Annotated in this window: 13 protein-coding genes; 5 read left to right on the top strand and 8 right to left on the bottom strand. The window is 70.8% G+C overall.

The window, feature by feature from the left end:
- Positions 1 to 85: 85 nt before the first annotated feature.
- The 4 genes from HPT28_RS14935 to hrcA form a co-directional block, all read right to left on the bottom strand.
- On the bottom strand, positions 86 to 823 hold the full coding sequence (locus HPT28_RS14935) for a 16S rRNA (uracil(1498)-N(3))-methyltransferase (protein WP_219091564.1): 738 nt from the start codon (positions 821 to 823) through the stop codon (positions 86 to 88).
- On the bottom strand, positions 820 to 1,923 hold the full coding sequence (locus HPT28_RS14930; RefSeq protein WP_219091604.1) for a nitronate monooxygenase: 1,104 nt from the start codon (positions 1,921 to 1,923) through the stop codon (positions 820 to 822). Before HPT28_RS14930 ends, HPT28_RS14935 begins: the two co-directional genes overlap by 4 nt.
- Positions 1,924 to 1,990: 67 nt before the next feature.
- Entirely contained in the window at positions 1,991 to 3,118 is a 1,128-nt protein-coding gene (gene dnaJ / locus HPT28_RS14925; RefSeq protein WP_219091563.1) for a molecular chaperone DnaJ, read from the bottom strand.
- Positions 3,119 to 4,135, bottom strand: coding sequence for a heat-inducible transcriptional repressor HrcA (gene hrcA / locus HPT28_RS14920; RefSeq protein ID WP_219091562.1), 1,017 nt, complete (start codon positions 4,133 to 4,135; stop codon positions 3,119 to 3,121). It lies immediately after the preceding gene.
- A 200-nt stretch (positions 4,136 to 4,335) separates the two neighbouring features.
- Between hrcA and HPT28_RS14915 the strand changes: the two genes are divergently transcribed.
- The 3 genes from HPT28_RS14915 to hemW all read left to right on the top strand — a co-directional run bounded on the left by HPT28_RS14915 (position 4,336) and on the right by hemW (position 7,281).
- Complete coding sequence (locus tag HPT28_RS14915; RefSeq protein ID WP_219091561.1) at positions 4,336 to 5,091, top strand: MBL fold metallo-hydrolase; 756 nt, start codon at positions 4,336 to 4,338, stop codon at positions 5,089 to 5,091.
- Between the two features lie 25 nt (positions 5,092 to 5,116).
- Complete coding sequence (locus HPT28_RS14910) at positions 5,117 to 5,968, top strand: DUF3097 domain-containing protein (protein ID WP_219091560.1); 852 nt, start codon at positions 5,117 to 5,119, stop codon at positions 5,966 to 5,968.
- Between the two features lie 80 nt (positions 5,969 to 6,048).
- A complete protein-coding gene (gene hemW / locus HPT28_RS14905; protein ID WP_219091559.1) occupies positions 6,049 to 7,281 on the top strand; it encodes a radical SAM family heme chaperone HemW in 1,233 nt (410 codons plus the stop codon).
- A gap of 44 nt (positions 7,282 to 7,325) precedes the next feature.
- On the opposite strand, the gene HPT28_RS14900 is transcribed toward hemW, so the two are convergent.
- From HPT28_RS14900 to rpsT, 3 genes are all read right to left on the bottom strand, one after another.
- Positions 7,326 to 8,471, bottom strand: coding sequence for a glycosyltransferase (locus HPT28_RS14900; protein ID WP_219091558.1), 1,146 nt, complete (start codon positions 8,469 to 8,471; stop codon positions 7,326 to 7,328).
- Complete coding sequence (locus HPT28_RS14895) at positions 8,468 to 11,344, bottom strand: bifunctional glycosyltransferase family 2 protein/CDP-glycerol:glycerophosphate glycerophosphotransferase (RefSeq protein ID WP_308119248.1); 2,877 nt, start codon at positions 11,342 to 11,344, stop codon at positions 8,468 to 8,470. The genes HPT28_RS14900 and HPT28_RS14895 overlap by 4 nt, the downstream gene beginning before the upstream one ends.
- Before the next feature lie 786 nt (positions 11,345 to 12,130).
- Positions 12,131 to 12,397, bottom strand: a complete 267-nt coding sequence (gene rpsT, locus HPT28_RS14890) for a 30S ribosomal protein S20 (RefSeq protein ID WP_219091556.1) — start codon at positions 12,395 to 12,397, stop codon at positions 12,131 to 12,133.
- A gap of 220 nt (positions 12,398 to 12,617) precedes the next feature.
- Here rpsT and lepA point away from each other — a divergent pair, with 220 nt between their 5' ends.
- Both lepA and HPT28_RS14880 read left to right on the top strand, forming a co-directional pair.
- Complete coding sequence (gene lepA / locus HPT28_RS14885) at positions 12,618 to 14,486, top strand: translation elongation factor 4 (RefSeq protein WP_219091555.1); 1,869 nt, start codon at positions 12,618 to 12,620, stop codon at positions 14,484 to 14,486.
- Between the two features lie 380 nt (positions 14,487 to 14,866).
- The gene (locus tag HPT28_RS14880; protein ID WP_219091554.1) at positions 14,867 to 16,759 is read left to right on the top strand and encodes a long-chain fatty acid--CoA ligase; all 1,893 of its coding nucleotides are present in this window, start codon (positions 14,867 to 14,869) and stop codon (positions 16,757 to 16,759) included.
- A gap of 106 nt (positions 16,760 to 16,865) precedes the next feature.
- Here HPT28_RS14880 and HPT28_RS14875 read toward each other — a convergent pair whose 3' ends face one another.
- The gene (locus tag HPT28_RS14875) at positions 16,866 to 17,330 is read right to left on the bottom strand and encodes a pyridoxamine 5'-phosphate oxidase family protein (RefSeq protein ID WP_219091553.1); all 465 of its coding nucleotides are present in this window, start codon (positions 17,328 to 17,330) and stop codon (positions 16,866 to 16,868) included.
- Position 17,331: the final 1 nt, after the last annotated feature.

Raw genomic sequence — 17,331 nt, 5'->3', positions numbered from 1 at the left:
CCAGGCAGCGGCGCGCGGGCCCCGGCAGGGCCCCCGGGGTGCCGGGGGCAGAGCCCCTGGCACCGGCAAGGGGCGGGACAGGGGGTCAGTCCCAGCGGCCGGTACGGCCCAGCAGCAGGGCCGCCGCCGCGGTGCCGGCGGTGGAGGTGCGCAGGACGCTCGGGCCGAGCCGGTAGGGCCGGGCCCCCGCCTCCGCGAAGGCCGCCAGCTCCTCCGGGCTGACCCCGCCCTCGGGACCGACGACGAGGACGATGCCGCCCTCGGCCGGCAGCCCGGCACGCGCCAGCGGGCTGCCGCCCTCCTCGTGCAGCACGGCCGCGAACGCGGCCTCGGCGAGCAACGGCGCGAGCTGGCGGGTCGTCATGGGCTCCGTGACGTGCGGGAAGCGCAGCCGCCGCGCCTGCTTACCGGCCTCGCGTGCGGTGGCCCGCCACTTGGCCAGGGACTTGGCGCCGCGCTCGCCCTTCCACTGGGTGATGCAGCGGGACGCCGTCCAGGGCACGATGACGTCGACGCCGGTCTCCGTCATCGTCTCGACGGCCAACTCGCCCCGGTCGCCCTTGGGCAGGGCCTGGACGACGGTGAGCGCGGGCCGCGGCTCCGGCTCGGTGCGCAGCTCCCGGACGTCGACCTCCAGCCGGTCCTTCCCGGTGGCGGCCGTCACCGTGCCGAGGCCGCCCGTTCCGGCGCCGTCGGTCAGCACGACCTCCTCGCCCGCTCGCAGCCGCCGCACCGAGACGGCGTGCCGCCCCTCGGGCCCCTCCAGGACCACGGGGCCGGTGCGCAGGCACCCGGCGTCGACGACGAAGACGGGGGCCGTCACGCCAGGCCCCCCGGTGCGGGCTTCTTCCCGGCGGGCGGCCCGGCGCACGCGGCGTCCAGCTCCTCGGCCAGGAGGGCGACGAGCCGGGCCGCGGGCAGTTCGCGGGCGAGCCGGTGGCCCTGGCCCGCCCACAGCGCCATGCCCTGCGGGTCCCCGGCGGCGGCCGCGGCCCTGCGCAGGGGCGCGGTGAGGTGGTGGACCTGTGGGTAGGCGGCCGGGGCGTAGGGGCCGTGCTCCCGCAGGAAGCGGTTGACCAGGCCGCGCGCCGGGCGGCCCGAGAAGGCCCGGGTCAGCTCCGTGCGGGTGTAGAGCGCGCTCGTCAGCGCGGCCTTGTGCAGCGGGTGGGCCCCGGACTCGGGGCAGGCCAGGAACGCGGTGCCCAGCTGTGCGGCGCTGGCCCCGGCCGCGAGGACGGCCGCGATCTGGGCGCCCCGCATGATGCCGCCCGCCGCGATGAGGGGCAGCGGCACCGTCTCCGCGACCTCGGCCAGGAGCGGCAGCAGGGCCCGCCCGGCACCGGGGGCGTCGGCGTGCGGATCGTCGTGGTGGACGCCCAGGTGTCCGCCCGCCTCGACGCCCTGCACGCACAGGGCAGCGGCTCCGGCCCGGTGGGCGGCCCGCGCCTCGGCGGGCGAGGTGACGGTGACGACGGTGAGCGTCCCGACGGCGGCCAGCCGCTCCAGCACCGCGGGGTCCGGGCAGCCGAACGTGAAGCCGACCACCGGCACCGGGTCGTCCAGCAAAACGGCGAGCTTGCCCTCGTAGCCGTCGTCGGTCCCCTGCTCCGGATCGCCCAGCTCCGTCTCGTACCACTCGGCCTCACCGGCGAGCTGCTCGGCGTAGACGGCGATCCGCGCCGAGGCGTCCTTGCCCGGCACGCCGGGGGCACCCGTCGGGCTGGGCGTCTCCGGCTGCCCCGGCACCGGCGCGGGCTGCGGGACGAACACGTTGACGCCGAAGGGGCGCGCGGTGAGCCGCCGCAGCTCCCGGATCTCCGCGTACACGGCCTCGGGCGTCTTGTACCCGGCGGCGAGGAAACCGAGACCGCCGGCCTCGCTCACGGCGGCCGCCAGCTCGGGCCGGGAGCCGCCGCCCGCCATCGGCGCCTGCACGACCGGATGGTCGTACAGGGCACCGAGTGGGGGCGGGGAGACGGTCACCGGCCGGTCACCGGCCGCTCCAGGCGTCCTTCAGCCGGGAGAACAGGCCCTGCTGGCCCGGCTGGAACTGCCCCGTGGGCCGCTCTTCTCCGCGCAGCTTGGCCAGCTTGCGCAGCAGCTCCTCCTGCTCGGCGTCGAGCTTGTTCGGCGTCTGCACCTCGACGTGCACGATCAGGTCGCCGCGCCCGCTCCCGCGCAGGTGCGTCACGCCCCGCCCGTGCAGCGGGATGGACTGGCCGGACTGGGTGCCGGGACGGATGTCGACGTCCTCCAGGCCGTCGAGCGTCTCCAGCGGGCACTTGGTGCCCAGGGCCGCCGCCGTCATCGGGATGGTGACGGTGCAGTGGAGGTCGTCGCCGCGGCGCTGGAAGACGGGGTGCGGCTTCTCGCGGATCTCGACGTAGAGGTCGCCCGCGGGGCCGCCGCCCGGGCCGACCTCGCCCTCTCCGGCGAGCTGGATGCGGGTGCCGTTGTCCACGCCCGGCGGGATCTTGACCGTCAGGGTGCGGCGGGAGCGGACGCGCCCGTCGCCCGCGCACTCCGGGCACGGGGAGGGCACGACCGTGCCGAAGCCCTGGCACTGCGGACACGGCCTGGATGTCATGACCTGGCCGAGGAAGGAGCGGGTGACCTGGGAGACCTCCCCCCGGCCGCGACACATGTCACACGTCTGGGCCGAGGTGCCGGGCGCGGCACCCTCGCCGCTGCACGTCGTGCAGACGGTGGCGGTGTCGACCTGGATCTCCTTGGTGGTGCCGAACGTGGCCTCCTCCAGATCGATCTCCAGCCGGATCATGGCGTCCTGGCCGCGGCGGGTGCGCGAGCGCGGTCCGCGCTGCGCGGCGCCGCCGAAGAAGGCGTCCATGATGTCGGAGAAGTTGCCGAAGCCGCCGCCCGCGCCGAAGCCACCGGCGGCACCGCCCGCCGGGTCCCCGCCCAGGTCGTACATCTGCTTCTTCTGCGGGTCCGAGAGGACCTCGTAGGCGGTGTTGATCTCCTTGAACCGCTCCTGGGTCTTCGGGTCCGGATTCACATCCGGATGCAGCTCCCTCGCCAGGCGGCGGAACGCCTTCTTGATCTCGTCCTGTGATGCGTCGCGCTGCACGCCCAGGATCGCGTAGTAGTCCGTCGCCACTTACGACTCCGCGAGAAACTGTCCGACGTAACGTGCCACTGCGCGTACCGCTCCCATCGTTCCGGGGTAGTCCATGCGGGTCGGTCCGACCACGCCGAGCTTGGCGACCGTCTGGTCGCCGGAACCGTAACCGACCGAGACGACGGACGTGGAATTGAGCCCCTCGTGCTCGTTCTCGTGCCCGATCCGCACGGTGACACCGGGGTCGGTTGCCTCACCGAGCAGTTTGAGCAGGACGACCTGCTCCTCCAGCGCCTCCAGTACCGGCCGGATCGTGAGCGGGAAGTCGTGGCCGAAGCGCGTCAGGTTGGCGGTGCCGCCGATGACCAGACGTTCCTCGGTCTCCTCCACCAGGGTCTCCAGCAGCGTCGCGACGACGGCGGCGACCGCGCCGCGGTCCTCCCCGTCGAAGGAGTCCACGAGGTCCTGGACCAGCCGCGGCACCTCGGTGAAGCGCTGCCCCGCCACCCGGCTGTTCAGCCGGGCCCGCAGGTCGGCGACCGACGCCTCGCTCACCGGATCCGGGCAGTCCACCATGCGCTGCTCGACCCGGCCCGTGTCGGTGATCAGCACGAGCATGACGCGGGCCGGGGCCAGCGACAGCAGCTCCACGTGCCGCACCGAGGAACGGGTCAGCGACGGGTACTGCACCACGGCCACCTGCCGGGTGAGCTGCGCCAGCAGCCGCACGGTGCGCCCGACGACGTCGTCCAGGTCCACCGCGCCGTCCAGGAAGTGCTGCACGGCGCGCCGCTCGGGCACCGACATCGGCTTGACGCCCGCCAGCCGGTCCACGAACAGCCGGTAGCCCTTGTCCGTGGGGATACGGCCCGCGCTGGTGTGCGGCTGGGCGATGTACCCCTCGTCCTCCAGCGCGGCCATGTCGTTGCGCACGGTGGCCGGGGAGACGTTGAGGTTGTGCCGCTCGGTGAGCGCCTTGGAACCCACCGGCTCCTCCGTGCCCACGTAGTCCTGGACGATGGCACGCAGCACCTGGAGTCGGCGTTCGCTGAGCATGGTGGCGCACCTCCCGTCCGGCCGTGACCGGGTCTCTTGCTGGGTCTTCCCTGGCTCTTTCCCGCCCCTGGCACTCGGCATCCCTGAGTGCCAATCCGGGACCAGTGTACGGCCGGGTACCACGACCCGGGCAAGGGCGGCCGGACCCGAAGGTACCCCGCGTCGGGCGAAGTGGCGCCGGTACGACTAGCGTCGGCCCTATGACGGCACAGGGAAACGCGCTGTGGGAGGAGCTCGCCCCCGGCGTCGTGCGCCGCCGCATGCCCGGCTGGGACGAGACGGTCGGCGCCGTGCGCGGACGGGACGGGGTGCTCGTCGTCGACACCGGCGCGTCGCTCCGCGCGGGAGCCGAGATCCGGCGGCAGCTGCGCGACCTCTTCGGCCTCCCCGTCACCCACGTCGTCCTCACCCACCCGCACTTCGACCACGTCCTCGGCACCGCCGCCTTCGCCGGGGTGGAGGTCTACGGGGCCGTCGGCCTGACGACGCGGCTCCCCCACCTCGCCGACGAGCTGCGCGCGGATGCCGTCCGGCACGGCCTCGCCCCCGAGGAGGCGGCGGACGCCGTCGACCTCCTGGTGGCCCCGCACCACCAGGTCTGCGGCGAGCTCACGCTGTCGCTGGGCGGCGGACGCCGGGTCATGCTGGCCAACGTCGGCCCGGGCCACACCGGGCACGACCTCGCGGTCCTCGTCCCCGGCCAGGCTCCCGGCGAGCCGGAGGTCGTGTTCTGCGGCGACCTGGTGGAGGAGTCCGGCGAGCCCCAGGCGGGCCCCGACGCCCACCCCGCCGTGTGGCCCGACGCCCTCGACCGGCTCCTCGCCCTCGGCGGCGAGGACGCCCTGTACGTGCCCGGCCACGGTGCCGTCGTCGACGCCGCCTTCGTCGCCGCCCAGCGCGACCAGCTCCGCCGCCGCCCGGCCCCGCCCCCGGCACCCGGCCCGGCGCTCGGCTGAGCCCGCCTGCGGGCAGAATGCGCGCATGCGCAGCGACAATCGTTACGACAACGTGGACTTCACCGCGCCGTGGAAGCGGCGCACGGCCGCTCCCGAGGTGCCGGCCGACGCCGGGCTCGTCGTCGAGGAAGCCGCCACCGGCTTCTGCGGCGCCGTCGTCCGCTGGGAGAAGACGGCCGAGGGGCCGACGGTCACGCTGGAGGACCGCTTCGGCAAGCTCCGCGTGTTCCCCACGACACCGAGCGGGTTCCTCGTCGACGGCGCGCCCGTGACCCTCGTCGGCCCGCGGCGGACCGCTCCGGCCTCCCCGGCCGCCGGGCCCCGGCGCACGGCCTCCGGTTCGATCGCGGTGCCCGGAGCCCGGGCCCGGGTCGCCCGGGCGGGCCGGATCTACGTCGAGGGGCGGCACGACGCGGAGCTCGTCGAGCGGGTGTGGGGCGACGACCTGCGTGTCGAGGGCGTCGTCGTGGAGTACCTGGAGGGCGTCGACGACCTGCCCGCCGTCGTCGAGCGCTTCGGCCCGAGCGCCGACGCCCGCCTCGGCGTGCTCGTCGACCACCTGGTGCCGGGCTCGAAGGAGTCCCGGATCGCCGCGTCGGTGAGCGGCCCCCACGTCCTCGTCGTCGGCCACCCCTTCGTGGACGTCTGGGCCGCCGTGAAGCCCGCCTCGCTGGGCATCGAACGCTGGCCGGAGGTGCCGCGCGGCCAGGACTGGAAGACCGGTGTGTGCCGGGCGCTCGGCTGGCCGCCGAACACCGGCGCCGCCTGGCAGCGCGTCCTGGCCGCCGTGCGCTCCTACCGCGACCTGGAGCCCGAGCTCCTCGGCCCGGTCGAGCGGCTCATCGACCACGTCACGGTCGGTGGCCCGACGGGCTGACCGACGCGACACCGCCGGGCCGGCCGACGGCCGAACCACACGCGGCCCGACGAGCCGGCCCGATCACGGACAATGGACGCATGCCCTCCGCACTCCCCGACGGCGAAGCCGTGCCCGAGGACGGCGCCCTGCCCGCCGCCGCCCTGGCCGACGGCGCCGACCGCCCCCTCGGCTTCTACCTGCACGTCCCCTACTGCGCCACCCGCTGCGGCTACTGCGACTTCAACACCTACACCGCGAGCGAGCTGCGCGGCTCCGGCGGCGTGCTGGCCTCCCGCGACAACTACGCCGCGACGCTCGCCGACGAGATCCATCTCGCCCGCAAGGTCCTGGGCGACGACCCGCGCCCCGTCCAGACCGTCTTCGTCGGCGGCGGCACCCCCACCCTGCTGCCCGCCGCGGACCTCGGCCGCATGCTCGCCACCGTCCGCGACACCTTCGGGCTGACGGACGACGCGGAGGTCACCACCGAGGCCAACCCCGAGTCCGTGGACGCCGCCTACCTGGCCGAGCTGCGCGCCGCCGGTTTCAACCGCGTCTCCTTCGGCATGCAGAGCGCCAGGGACCACGTCCTGCGCGTCCTCGACCGCACCCACACGCCGGGCCGCCCCGAAGCGTGCGTCGCCGAGGCCCGCGCCGCCGGCTTCGAGCACGTCAACCTGGACCTCATCTACGGCACCCCCGGCGAGTCGGACGACGACTGGCGCGCCTCCCTGGACGCCGCGATCGGCGCCGAGCCCGACCACGTCTCCGCCTACGCCCTGATCGTCGAGGAGGGCACCGGGCTCGCCCGGCGCATCCGCCGCGGCGAGGTCCCGATGACGGACGACGATGTCCACGCCGACCGCTACCTCATCGCCGACGAGGCCCTCGCCGCCGCCGGTTACGCCTGGTACGAGGTCTCCAACTGGGCCCGCACCCCGGCCGCCCGCTGCCGCCACAACGAGCTGTACTGGACGGGCGCCGACTGGTGGGGCGCCGGACCCGGAGCACACAGCCACGTCGGCGGGGTGCGGTGGTGGAACGTCAAGCACCCCGGCGCCTACGCCCAGGCCCTCGCCGAGGGCCGCTCCCCCGGCGCCGGCCGCGAACTGCTCACCGACGAGGACCGGCGCGTGGAGCGCATCCTCCTGGAGCTGCGCCTGGAGGCCGGCTGCCCCCTCGACCTCCTGGCCCCCGCGGGCGCGGCCGCGGCCCGCCGCGCCCTGGCCGACGGTCTGCTCCGCGAGGACGCCTACGCCACGGGCCGCGCCGCCCTCACCCGCCGCGGCCGCCTCCTGGCCGACGCCGTCGTCCGCGACCTCGTCGACTGACGCCCACGCGAGCCGAGGGCGGCCCGAGCCGGCCCGGGCGGCGTTCAACGCTCCAGGAACGCGAAAAGCTGCTCCCAACGGTCGGTGATGGCCTGGGGCGAGTACCGCTGCACGTTGGCGCGTGCCGCGTCGCCCATGCTGTCCCGCAGATCGGCGTCGGCCATGAGACGGCTCATCTGCCGGGCGAGCTCAGAGGTGTTGCCGGGACGGGCTAGCAACCCGTCCACACCGTCCTGGATGATCTCGTGTACCCCGGGAGCGCAGTCGAACGCCGCGCATGGGACGCCGCAGGCCATGGCTTCGAGCAGGGCCAGGGGGAAGCCCTCGCCTCGGGAGGACTGTACGAAGACCGAGGAGCCGTGCAGCGCTCCCACGACGTCGCTGGTCTGGCCGGCCCATTCAACCGAGTCGTCCAAACCCAGGCCGGTGCACTGGGCTTTGAGAGCCGCTTCGTCCGGCCCTGAGCCGTAGATGCGCAGCCGCCATCCGGGGTTGTCGGGCGCTGCCTCGGCCCAGGCGTCGAGCAGCATGTCGATCGCCTTCTCGTGTCCAAGGCGGCCGATGCTGCACACGACCTTCTCCGTCCGCGGGGAGGCGGACTCCGGCATCACCGGCAGCGGATTCGCCATGAACCCCGTGTTGTTGAGCCCCTTGCCCACCCAGAGGTCCGCGTCTTCCTGGGTCAGAACGAGAAGGCGGTCAACGTCCTTGTAGTACTTCTGCACGCGCTGGAAACGGGATGACTGGCGGGTGGACTCATAGGACTCATGGCTCATTCCGATGACCGGATGCCCGGCCGTGTCCGCCAGCGCAACCCACTCCATCGCCCAGACCTGGGTGACGATGATCATCGCGCCGGCGGGGGCCGCCCGGAAGAGGCCCGACAGACGATGAGCGGCTTCCCGCATGCCCGCTACCCTCGCGGCCTCGCGCTGTCGGGCCACGATGTTGGCCCGGTCTCGAAGCGTGCGGGCCTGCCACCGGGCGGGGGGACGGACGTCGTACAACGTCACGGTGTCAAACAGCGGGTTGTCGCCCAGGTCCATCGGGGCCTCGGGCGGGGCGATCCCGATGACGGTCACCCGGTGCCCGCGCTCGGCGAACAAGCGGGCCATCTGAGTCTGCCAACGGGCGACGCCGCCCAGTTCGTTGACCTCGTTCGCCACGAAGTAGATGTCACGCTGAGTCATCGAGCGCCCCCCACCCGGCCGAAGAACCGGTCCACGATCTGCGCGGCGGCATCGCCGCGGTCGTACTCGCCGTACTTGTCAAGGAATTCCTTCAGTGGCACCGCGTACCGCACGCCGATGCCCTCGAGGTCGGACAGTGCCTCGAAGAGCTCGGTCTCGGTGCGGACCACCGGACCAGGGGCCTCACTGGGAAGATGGAAATACGTGCCGCGAATGTCTTGGGCGTACTCCTCCCAGTCGTAAGCAAAGAAGATCATGGGCCGCTGGAGCAGCGAGTAATCGAACATGACAGACGAGTAATCCGTGATCAGGGCATCGGCAAGGATCAGGAGGGGAGAAACGTCCGGCTCCTTGCTCACGTTGATGACACGCCCCTCAACGGACGGCGGAAGCGTCACCGAGTTGAGGTAGTGGGAGCGGATGAGAAGCGTGTAGCGATCGCCGAATCTTTCGACGAACTCCTCAACGTCGAAGGGGCACTGGAACTTCCGCACCTTGCCGTTGCTCTGCGCGCGAAAGGTCGGGGCGTAGAGCAGGACTGGGCGGTCCAGTTTGATGCCGAGTCGCTCCGCCGTCCGGACCGCCTCGGGGTCGGATGCCTTCCTGTCCCGCGCCCTGACGAGAGCGTCGTTGCGCGGGTAACCGACTCGCAGCAGCTTCTCCTCAGGAATGCGGTACGCGCGGGCGAGAGTGCGTACGTCATGCTCACCGCGGACAACAAAGTAGTCGAACCTGTCCAGCGCCTCCTGATAGGCGCGTTGCTCATGTTCGGGCAGCATCCGGTATCCGGGCTCGTGAAAGCCCATCTTCTTCAAGGGCGTTCCATGCCAAGTCTGGATGTAGGTGGTCTCCGGCCTCTTGGGCAGCTTGAGGGGGAACCCCTGGTTGTCGATCCAGTATTCGGCTTGTGCCAACGCCCGCAGGTACTGCCATGACCAGCGGCGGACGAGCTCCACTCCCTCCGGGACGTCCTCCGGGCGCGCACCGGCGTACGACCAGATCGGCGTAATCGGCACGCCACGGCGCCGCAGCTCCTCGAGGATGGCCCGCGGACTGTCGCTGTACTGCTTGCCGAGGTGGCTTTCGAAGACGATCGTGCCCTTGCGAACGGGCAGCAGGCGCAGCATCCGACGGTAACCCTGGATCTTGCGCTGTCCGGAGTTCAGATCCTTGCGGACCGCCTGAACCTTCCTCACCACGGACTTGGCAGCGTTCGCGGGGGTACCGTGCAGATTCCGGCCGACCAGTTCCCTGGTACGTTGCGCGACCCTGGTTTGTTGGCTGAGGCGGAACGCGAGGTGGCCGTTGGCCGAGACATGCGGTTCTATGTGGTCGGCCACGATCCGGCTCAGGCGCGGGCGGACACGGGAGCCTACGGAATCTTCGAGTTCGGCCCCTTCAGCCGTCAGGCGACTCGTCGTACGCCGCCCGTCCACCGTGAGGTGCATCCGAACGTCCCACACCTCGTCCACGACTCCGAGAGGGCGCAAACGGTGCCCCAGGGGCACCGCGGCCCGCCACGTTACGAAGTCACCGGTGTGGACAAGCCGCCGCACCGGGAAGCGGAACGTCTGGAGGCTTCGGCGGCGAGCACGGAACTCCAACTCGGCCGCAATATCCGCGCCTTCCGGTATCACGCCCAGCGGATTAACGACCTCTCCTTCGAGGATGATGCCGGCCGGCCGCTCCGCGTACCCGGTCAGGCGGTTGCGCAAGAACATCCGGTCGACGGACCTGCTGTGGTACCCGAGGTCCGTCACGTCAAGGACCTCGCGGGCATGCGCGTCCTCCAGATGCTCCGGGCACCAGTAGACACGGCCGTCCCGCTTGACGAGGGGCGAGGAGATTTTCCGCTTGTTGATGAGGGTGTCGATTGCCGGCATGAGGTTCTTCCAGTCCTCCCGGAGCAGGAGGCAGGCGCAAAGCGCGTGGATCGGACTCAACGCGTCGTATGCCTCTTTGGAGAACCCCTCGACGTATTCCCGGGCCATCTCGGCGAATCGGTGGCGGTAGTCGTCATCCAGGAACGGAAGGTCTCGCAGGTACAACACCAGGTCGTGCTTCAGGAACTTGCGATCCTTGTGCAGCTTCAGACCGTCGAGGCCCCGGGAGGCGAGGATCGCGTCGATGCGCCGGTGAATCTCGATTCTGTCTGCGAAATTGTTGATCTCGTGACGCCGGTTGCTGATCGACTTCTGCTCCGCCTTCTCCGCGACGTTCCAGAAGTAGACCGTGTTGGGTATCAACGTGATACGAGAGGCAGCGAGATACGCTTCGGCGGAGAAGAGCAAATCCTCATAGTGGATGCCACGGGGAAACGTGAGCCCCTTCTCCAGCAGCCATTCACGTCGGTAGCACTTGTTGGTGGACAGCGTGTCGAAGACCATCAGGTCCGGGAGGTCGGAGATGGACTCCAGCGTGCGGGTCTGACGGTACAGCCACTGGTACCACTTAGCGGTCTTGCCCGTGCGACTGTCAACGTGCACGCGTGTGCACAGACCTGAGACGAGATCGGCTCCCGTCCGGTCAGCCGCCTCCAACATGTTGCGGCAGGCGTTCACCTCGAGGGTGTCGTCGCTGTCCAGGAACATCACGTAACGACCACGGGCAATGGCCACACCTTGGTTCCGGGGCTCACCGCAGCCGCCACTGTTCTCCGGCAGTTGGATCGCCCGTACTCTGGGGTGCTCTGCGGCGATCGCCTGGGCGACCTCGTACGAGCCGTCTGTGGAGCAGTCGTCGGCGATGACGACCTCGACGTTCTGCAGGGTCTGATCGAGCACGGAGTGCACTGCCGTCGGAAGACGCGCGGCATCGTTGAACACGATCACGACGACGCTGATGTCCGGCGTACCGTCGTTGGCATAGGGCACTGACACAGTTACCTCTGACTCGAATCCGTGGCTGTCCGGGCGCTTGGTGTGCTGGCGTCTTCGCAGGCACGGTGCGCCGAGCCCCGGATCGGCAGAGCCGTGGGGCATCAAGGCGTACCGTCCATCCGAGCGCCGGTGAGGCATCCCTCCATGCTGGGACCGCAGAGTGCAGGGGCCCCGGGGTCACCGGTGAGCCGGCGCTCTACGGACAGCCTGGGCCGCCCCGCCGCGCTCAGGGCAGGCTCGACGAGCATGAAGCGCGGCAAAACCCTCCCCTTGATCTGCTAGTACGCCACATGAGGGCACGCTCGGTGATTCCTCACTGAAGAGACGACACCCGACGGCAAACAGTTGCCGAGCGTTATCCATTCGTGATCTAATCGACCCCTGAAGTGGGGCACTTAACCTTCCCGAAACGCGGCAGCACATGGTATCGCACCACTGCTGGGCCCTGCTCTCCACGCCGACCACCACCCCAGCGCGGCGACGTGGACACAGCACACGGGCAGCGCCGACGAGAACGTCAGCTGAACATGGGACGTTCACCTGAATCGGCGTGAAGGTCGCCCCCGAGGCCCGTCTGGACGCATGCGGAAGGCCCCGCGTTCCCTGGGGAGGGAGGCGGGGCCTTCGGGTGGTGCTGGTGCGCCGCACCCGCGTGGCGAACGCAGGCCGCGTGCGGCGCGAGTCGTGCTTCCGCCGGTGACCCGGAGCGGGCGGCTGATGAGAGGGCAGCCGGGGTCCGTCACCGGAACAGGGCGGAGGGGGCCGCCGAGGCGGCCGGGATCACTTCTGCAGAGCGGAGACCTGCTGGGCGAGCGCCGACTTCTTGTTGGCGGCGTTGTTCTTGTGCAGAACGCCCTTGCTGACGGCCTTGTCCAGCTTGCGGCCGGCCACGGCGACGGCGGCGGTGGCCTTCTCGGCCTCACCGGCGGCGACGGCCTCGCGCACGCGGCGGATGGCGGTCTTCAGCTCGGACTTGACGGCCTTGTTGCGCTGGCGGGCCTTCTCGTTGGTCTTGATCCGCTTGATCTGGGACTTGATGTTCGCCACGAAGGAGCCTTTTCAGGATCGGAGATGTCTCTTCCGTGCTTGCTGGCCGGTGGACCGGCCCGCGGGTCCGCCGGTGAAGAGGGCACGCGGCGGCACGAAGCACAGTCGTCCACACTAGCAGTCGGGCTCCGCCCCTCCCTAATCGGACCAGGGCCGACGGACATGGGACGATGGGGGACGACGTACCGATCCGCAAGCCATGACCCCGACAGGACCCCGCGTGCCCGCGACCCCCTCGAACGTGCCCGAGCCGCGTCGTACCGACCCGGCGCTGATCCGCAACTTCTGCATCATCGCGCACATCGACCACGGCAAGTCCACGCTCGCCGACCGGATGCTCCAGCTCACCGGCATCGTCGAAGAGCGCCAGATGCGCGCGCAGTACCTCGACCGCATGGACATCGAGCGTGAACGCGGCATCACGATCAAGTCCCAGGCCGTGCGGATGCCGTGGGCCCCCACCTCGGGGGACGACTCGGGGACCGCGCACATCCTGAACATGATCGACACCCCGGGCCACGTTGACTTCACCTACGAGGTCTCCCGTTCGCTGGCGGCGTGCGAGGGGTGCATCCTGCTCGTGGACGCGGCCCAGGGCATCGAGGCGCAGACCCTCGCCAACCTCTACCTGGCGATGGAGAACGACCTCACGATCATCCCGGTCCTGAACAAGATCGACCTGCCGGCCGCGCAGCCGGAGAAGTTCGCCGCCGAGCTGGCCCACCTGATCGGCTGCGAGCCCGAGGAGGTCCTGCGCGTCTCCGCCAAGACGGGCGAGGGCGTGGGGGAGCTGCTCGACGAGGTCGTGCGGCTGGTCCCCGCGCCGGTCGGCGTCAAGGACGCCCCCGCCCGTGCGATGATCTTCGACTCCGTCTACGACGCCTACCGGGGCGTCGTGACCTACGTGAAGGTCGTCGACGGCGAGCTGGGCCGCCGCGAGCGCATCCGCATGATGTCCACCGGCGCCGCCCACGAGCTGCTGGAGATCGGCACCAACTCCCCGGAGATGAAGGCCGCCGACGGCCTGGGCGTGGGCGAGGTCGGCTATCTGATCACCGGTGTGAAGGACGTGCGGCAGTCCAAGGTCGGTGACACGATCACGCAGTTCCACAAGGGCGCCGAAGTGGCGCTGCCCGGGTACAAGGACCCCAAGCCCATGGTGTTCTCGGGGCTGTACCCGTTGGACGGCTCCGACTACCCGGAGCTGCGGGACGCGCTCGACAAGCTCCAGCTGAACGACGCCGCGCTCGTCTACGAGCCGGAGACGTCGGCGGCCCTGGGCTTCGGCTTCCGCGTGGGCTTCCTCGGCCTGCTGCATCTGGAGGTCATCCGCGAGCGGCTGGAGCGCGAGTTCGGGCTGGACCTGATCGCCACGGCGCCGAACGTCGTCTACCAGGTCGTCATGGAGGACGGCACGGAGCACGTCGTCACGAACCCGAGCGAGTTCCCCGCGGGCAAGGTGGACCGGGTACACGAGCCGGTCGTGCGGGCGACGCTCCTGGCGCCCAGCGAGTACGTCGGCGCGATCATGGAGCTGTGCCAGACCCGCCGGGGCAACCTCCAGGGCATGGACTACCTCTCCGAGGACCGCGTCGAGCTGCGGTACACGCTGCCGCTGGCGGAGATCGTGTTCGACTTCTTCGACGCGCTGAAGTCGAAGACCCGCGGCTACGCCTCGCTGGACTACGAGCCCACCGGCGAGCAGAGCGCCGACCTGGTGAAGGTCGACATCCTGCTGAACGGCGACAAGGTGGACGCCTTCTCCGCGATCGTCCACAAGGACAAGGCCTACGCCTACGGCGTCCGCATGGCCGGGAAGCTGCGCGAGCTGATCCCGCGGCAGCACTTCGAGGTGCCGATCCAGGCGGCCGTCGGCTCCCGGGTCATCGCCCGCGAGACGGTCCGGGCGATCCGCAAGGACGTGCTGGCCAAGTGCTACGGCGGTGACATCTCCCGGAAGCGCAAGCTGCTGGAGAAGCAGAAGGAAGGCAAGAAGCGCATGAAGATGGTGGGCAGCGTGGAGGTCCCCAAGGAGGCCTTCATCTCCGCCCTCTCCAGCGACGAGGCCGGAGACAAGAGCAAGAAGTAAAGCCCCCGGATGACGCAGCGGGAGTGCGCCGGTTTTCCCCGGCGCACTCCCGTTTTTCCGACACCCCGGCAGTGCCCGGAATTCGGACCACCCCATCGCGAGAACGAACCTGGGGGCGCGACATGATCCGATTTCGACGCTTCGTGCCCGTTGACCGACCCTCCGAAGCGGCGGCGGACACGTGGGGGGACACCCGGTGACAGGCGCACCGAAGGGTGCAAATCCCCAGGTGACGGGCCTCCCGGCAACGTATCCAGGGGTAACGAAAGCGTTGCCGCGCTCCCGAAGTCTTTCCCCGGAGGGCCATCGCCCCTAGGCTGATCAGCGCTTCAGTTACTCGTGAGTCACCCCCCAGCACAACGCGGGCCACGGAGGATGTCGTGAGCGACACGCAATCCCTGATCGAAAACCGGCCGCCCTCCGTGGCGGCGCTCTTTCTCGAGCGCATCAAGGCCACCCCGGACGACGAGGCATACCGCTATCCGGTACCCCCGGCCTCCGGCACGGGGCCGGACGACTGGAAGTCCTACACCTGGGCGGAGGCCGCCGACCGCGTCTTCGCCGTCGCCGCCGGCCTGATGGCGCTGGGCGTGGAGCCCGAGCAACGGGTCGCGATCGCTTCCAACACCAGGGTGGACTGGGTCCTGGCCGACCTGGGCATCCTGTGTGCCGGAGCGGCGACCACCACCGTCTACCCCGGCACGAACGCCGAGGAGACGGCCTTCATCCTGGCGGACTCCGAGAGCCGTGTCCTGATCGCCGAGGACGCCGTCCAGCTCGCCAAGGCCCGGGAGAAGCGCTCCGAGCTGCCGCACCTGGCCCACGTGGTCGTCATCGACCCCGCCGGTGAGCCGGTCACGGCCGAAGAGGACCCCGAGGGCTGGGCGCTGACCCTCGACGAGCTGATGGAGCGCGGCCGGGCCCACCTGGAGAAGAAGCCCGAGGCGGTCCGGGAGACGATCGAGTCCCTGCGTTCGGACCAGCTCGCGACCCTGATCTACACCTCGGGCACCACCGGTCGGCCGAAGGGCGTGCGGCTGCCGCACGACAACTGGTCCTACATGGCCAAGGCCATCGCCATGACGGGCCTGGCGCGGCAGGAGGACGTCCAGTACCTGTGGCTGCCGCTGGCCCACGTCTTCGGCAAGGTGCTGACCGCCGGACAGATCGAGGTGGGTCACGTCACCGCCATCGACGGCCGGATCGACAAGATCATCGAGAACCTGCCCGTCGTCCGGCCCACCTACATGGCCGCCGTGCCGCGGATCTTCGAGAAGGTCTACAACGGCGTCGCCACCAAGGCGAAGGCCGGCGGCGGGGCCAAGTACAAGATCTTCCTCTGGGCCGCAGAGGTGGCCCGCGAGTACGCGAAGGTCACGCAGGACAACTTCCGCCGCACCGGCACCGCCTCCGCGCCCGCCGGGCTGCGGATGAAGCACGCGCTCGCGGACCGGCTCGTCTACAAGAAGCTGCGCGACGCCTTCGGCGGGCGGCTGCGGGCCTGCGTCTCAGGCTCGGCCGCCCTCGCCCCGGACATCGGCTACTTCTTCGCCGGCGCCGGCATCCACATCCTGGAGGGCTACGGTCTGACCGAGTCCAGTGCCGCCAGCTTCGTCAACCCCGGCATGTCCTACCGCACCGGAACGGTCGGCAAGCCGTTGCCCGGCTGCGAGGTCCGGATCGCCGAGGACGGCGAGATCCTGCTGCGCGGCCCCGGCATCATGCAGGGCTACCACGGTCTGCCCGAGAAGACCGCCGAGGTCCTGGAGTCCGACGGCTGGTTCCACACAGGTGACATCGGCGAGCTGTCCGAGGACGGCTACCTGCGGATCACCGACCGCAAGAAGGACATGTTCAAGACCTCCGGCGGCAAGTACGTGGCACCGACCGAGGTCGAGGGCCAGTTCAAGGCCGTCTGCCCGTACGTCTCCACGATCCTGGTGCACGGCGCGGACCGGAACTTCTGCACCGCGCTCATCGCGCTGGACGAGCCCTCGATCCTCGGCTGGGCGGCCGAGAACGGGCAGGAGGGCCGCGGCTACGCGGAGGTCGTCGCCTCGCCCGAGGTGCGCGAGCTCATCCGCGGCTACGTGGACCAGGTCAACACCGGGCTCCAGCGCTGGCAGACCATCAAGGAGTTCCGCATCCTCCCGCGCGACCTGGACGTCGAGCACGGCGAGCTGACGCCCAGCCTGAAGCTCAAGCGCCCCGTCGTCGAGCGCGAGTTCGGCCATCTGCTGGAGGAGATGTATCAGGGGACGCGGGAGAAGTAGCCGCCGCGCACGCGCCGCGGTGGGGGCCGGAACGTCGTTCCGGCCCCCACCGCGTTTTCCTTGTTCCCTGCTCGCCAGGGCCCCGGGGAACAGGGGCTCCCGAGCCTCACACCAGCCAGACGCCGTCCCGCATCAGCAGGCGGCCCGCGAGTTCGTTCTCCTCGCGCCAGGCCCGCAGGGTGCGGGGGCGGCAGCGGAAGAACACCCAGTCGGCGCGGCCCCGCGGGTCGAAGCCCGTCCGCGCGGCGAAGGACTCCCCCTCGGCCCCGGAGAGGCCATCGGTGTCGACGGCCTCCGCCACGGCCCGGATCAGCACGACGTCACGCGTGAGTCCCACGCCGAGGGTGACCTGCCCGTCGCCGGAGAGGAGGTTGCGGGCCGTCGGCGTAGTGCGCCGCGTGCACAGGATCAGCGCGCCGTCGTGGAAGGCGAATGACAGCGGCACCATGCACGGTTGCCCGTCCCGGGAGGCCGTGGCCACCCAGACGTCGTTGTCGCGGGACAGCCGCCGCAACACGTCGCGCTTGCGCTGCTCGGCGGTGCGGGGAGGTTCGGGCTCGGTGATCGTCATA

It is taken from the genome of Streptomyces sp. JJ38 (assembly GCF_019303475.1).
Classification (GTDB): domain Bacteria; phylum Actinomycetota; class Actinomycetes; order Streptomycetales; family Streptomycetaceae; genus Streptomyces.
Note: the sequence above shows the minus strand (reverse complement) of the source record. Positions and strands in the feature narration are given on the sequence as shown.

Coding starts and splice junctions, on each gene's coding strand:
- hemW (WP_219091559.1), top strand. CDS start 6,049: ATGCCCTCCGCACTCCCCGACGGCGAAGCCGTGCCCGAGGACGGCGCC.
- HPT28_RS14910 (WP_219091560.1), top strand. CDS start 5,117: ATGCGCAGCGACAATCGTTACGACAACGTGGACTTCACCGCGCCGTGG.
- HPT28_RS14930 (WP_219091604.1), bottom strand. CDS start 1,923: ATGGCGGGCGGCGGCTCCCGGCCCGAGCTGGCGGCCGCCGTGAGCGAG.
- hrcA (WP_219091562.1), bottom strand. CDS start 4,135: ATGCTCAGCGAACGCCGACTCCAGGTGCTGCGTGCCATCGTCCAGGAC.
- HPT28_RS14900 (WP_219091558.1), bottom strand. CDS start 8,471: ATGACTCAGCGTGACATCTACTTCGTGGCGAACGAGGTCAACGAACTG.
- HPT28_RS14915 (WP_219091561.1), top strand. CDS start 4,336: ATGACGGCACAGGGAAACGCGCTGTGGGAGGAGCTCGCCCCCGGCGTC.
- HPT28_RS14875 (WP_219091553.1), bottom strand. CDS start 17,330: ATGACGATCACCGAGCCCGAACCTCCCCGCACCGCCGAGCAGCGCAAG.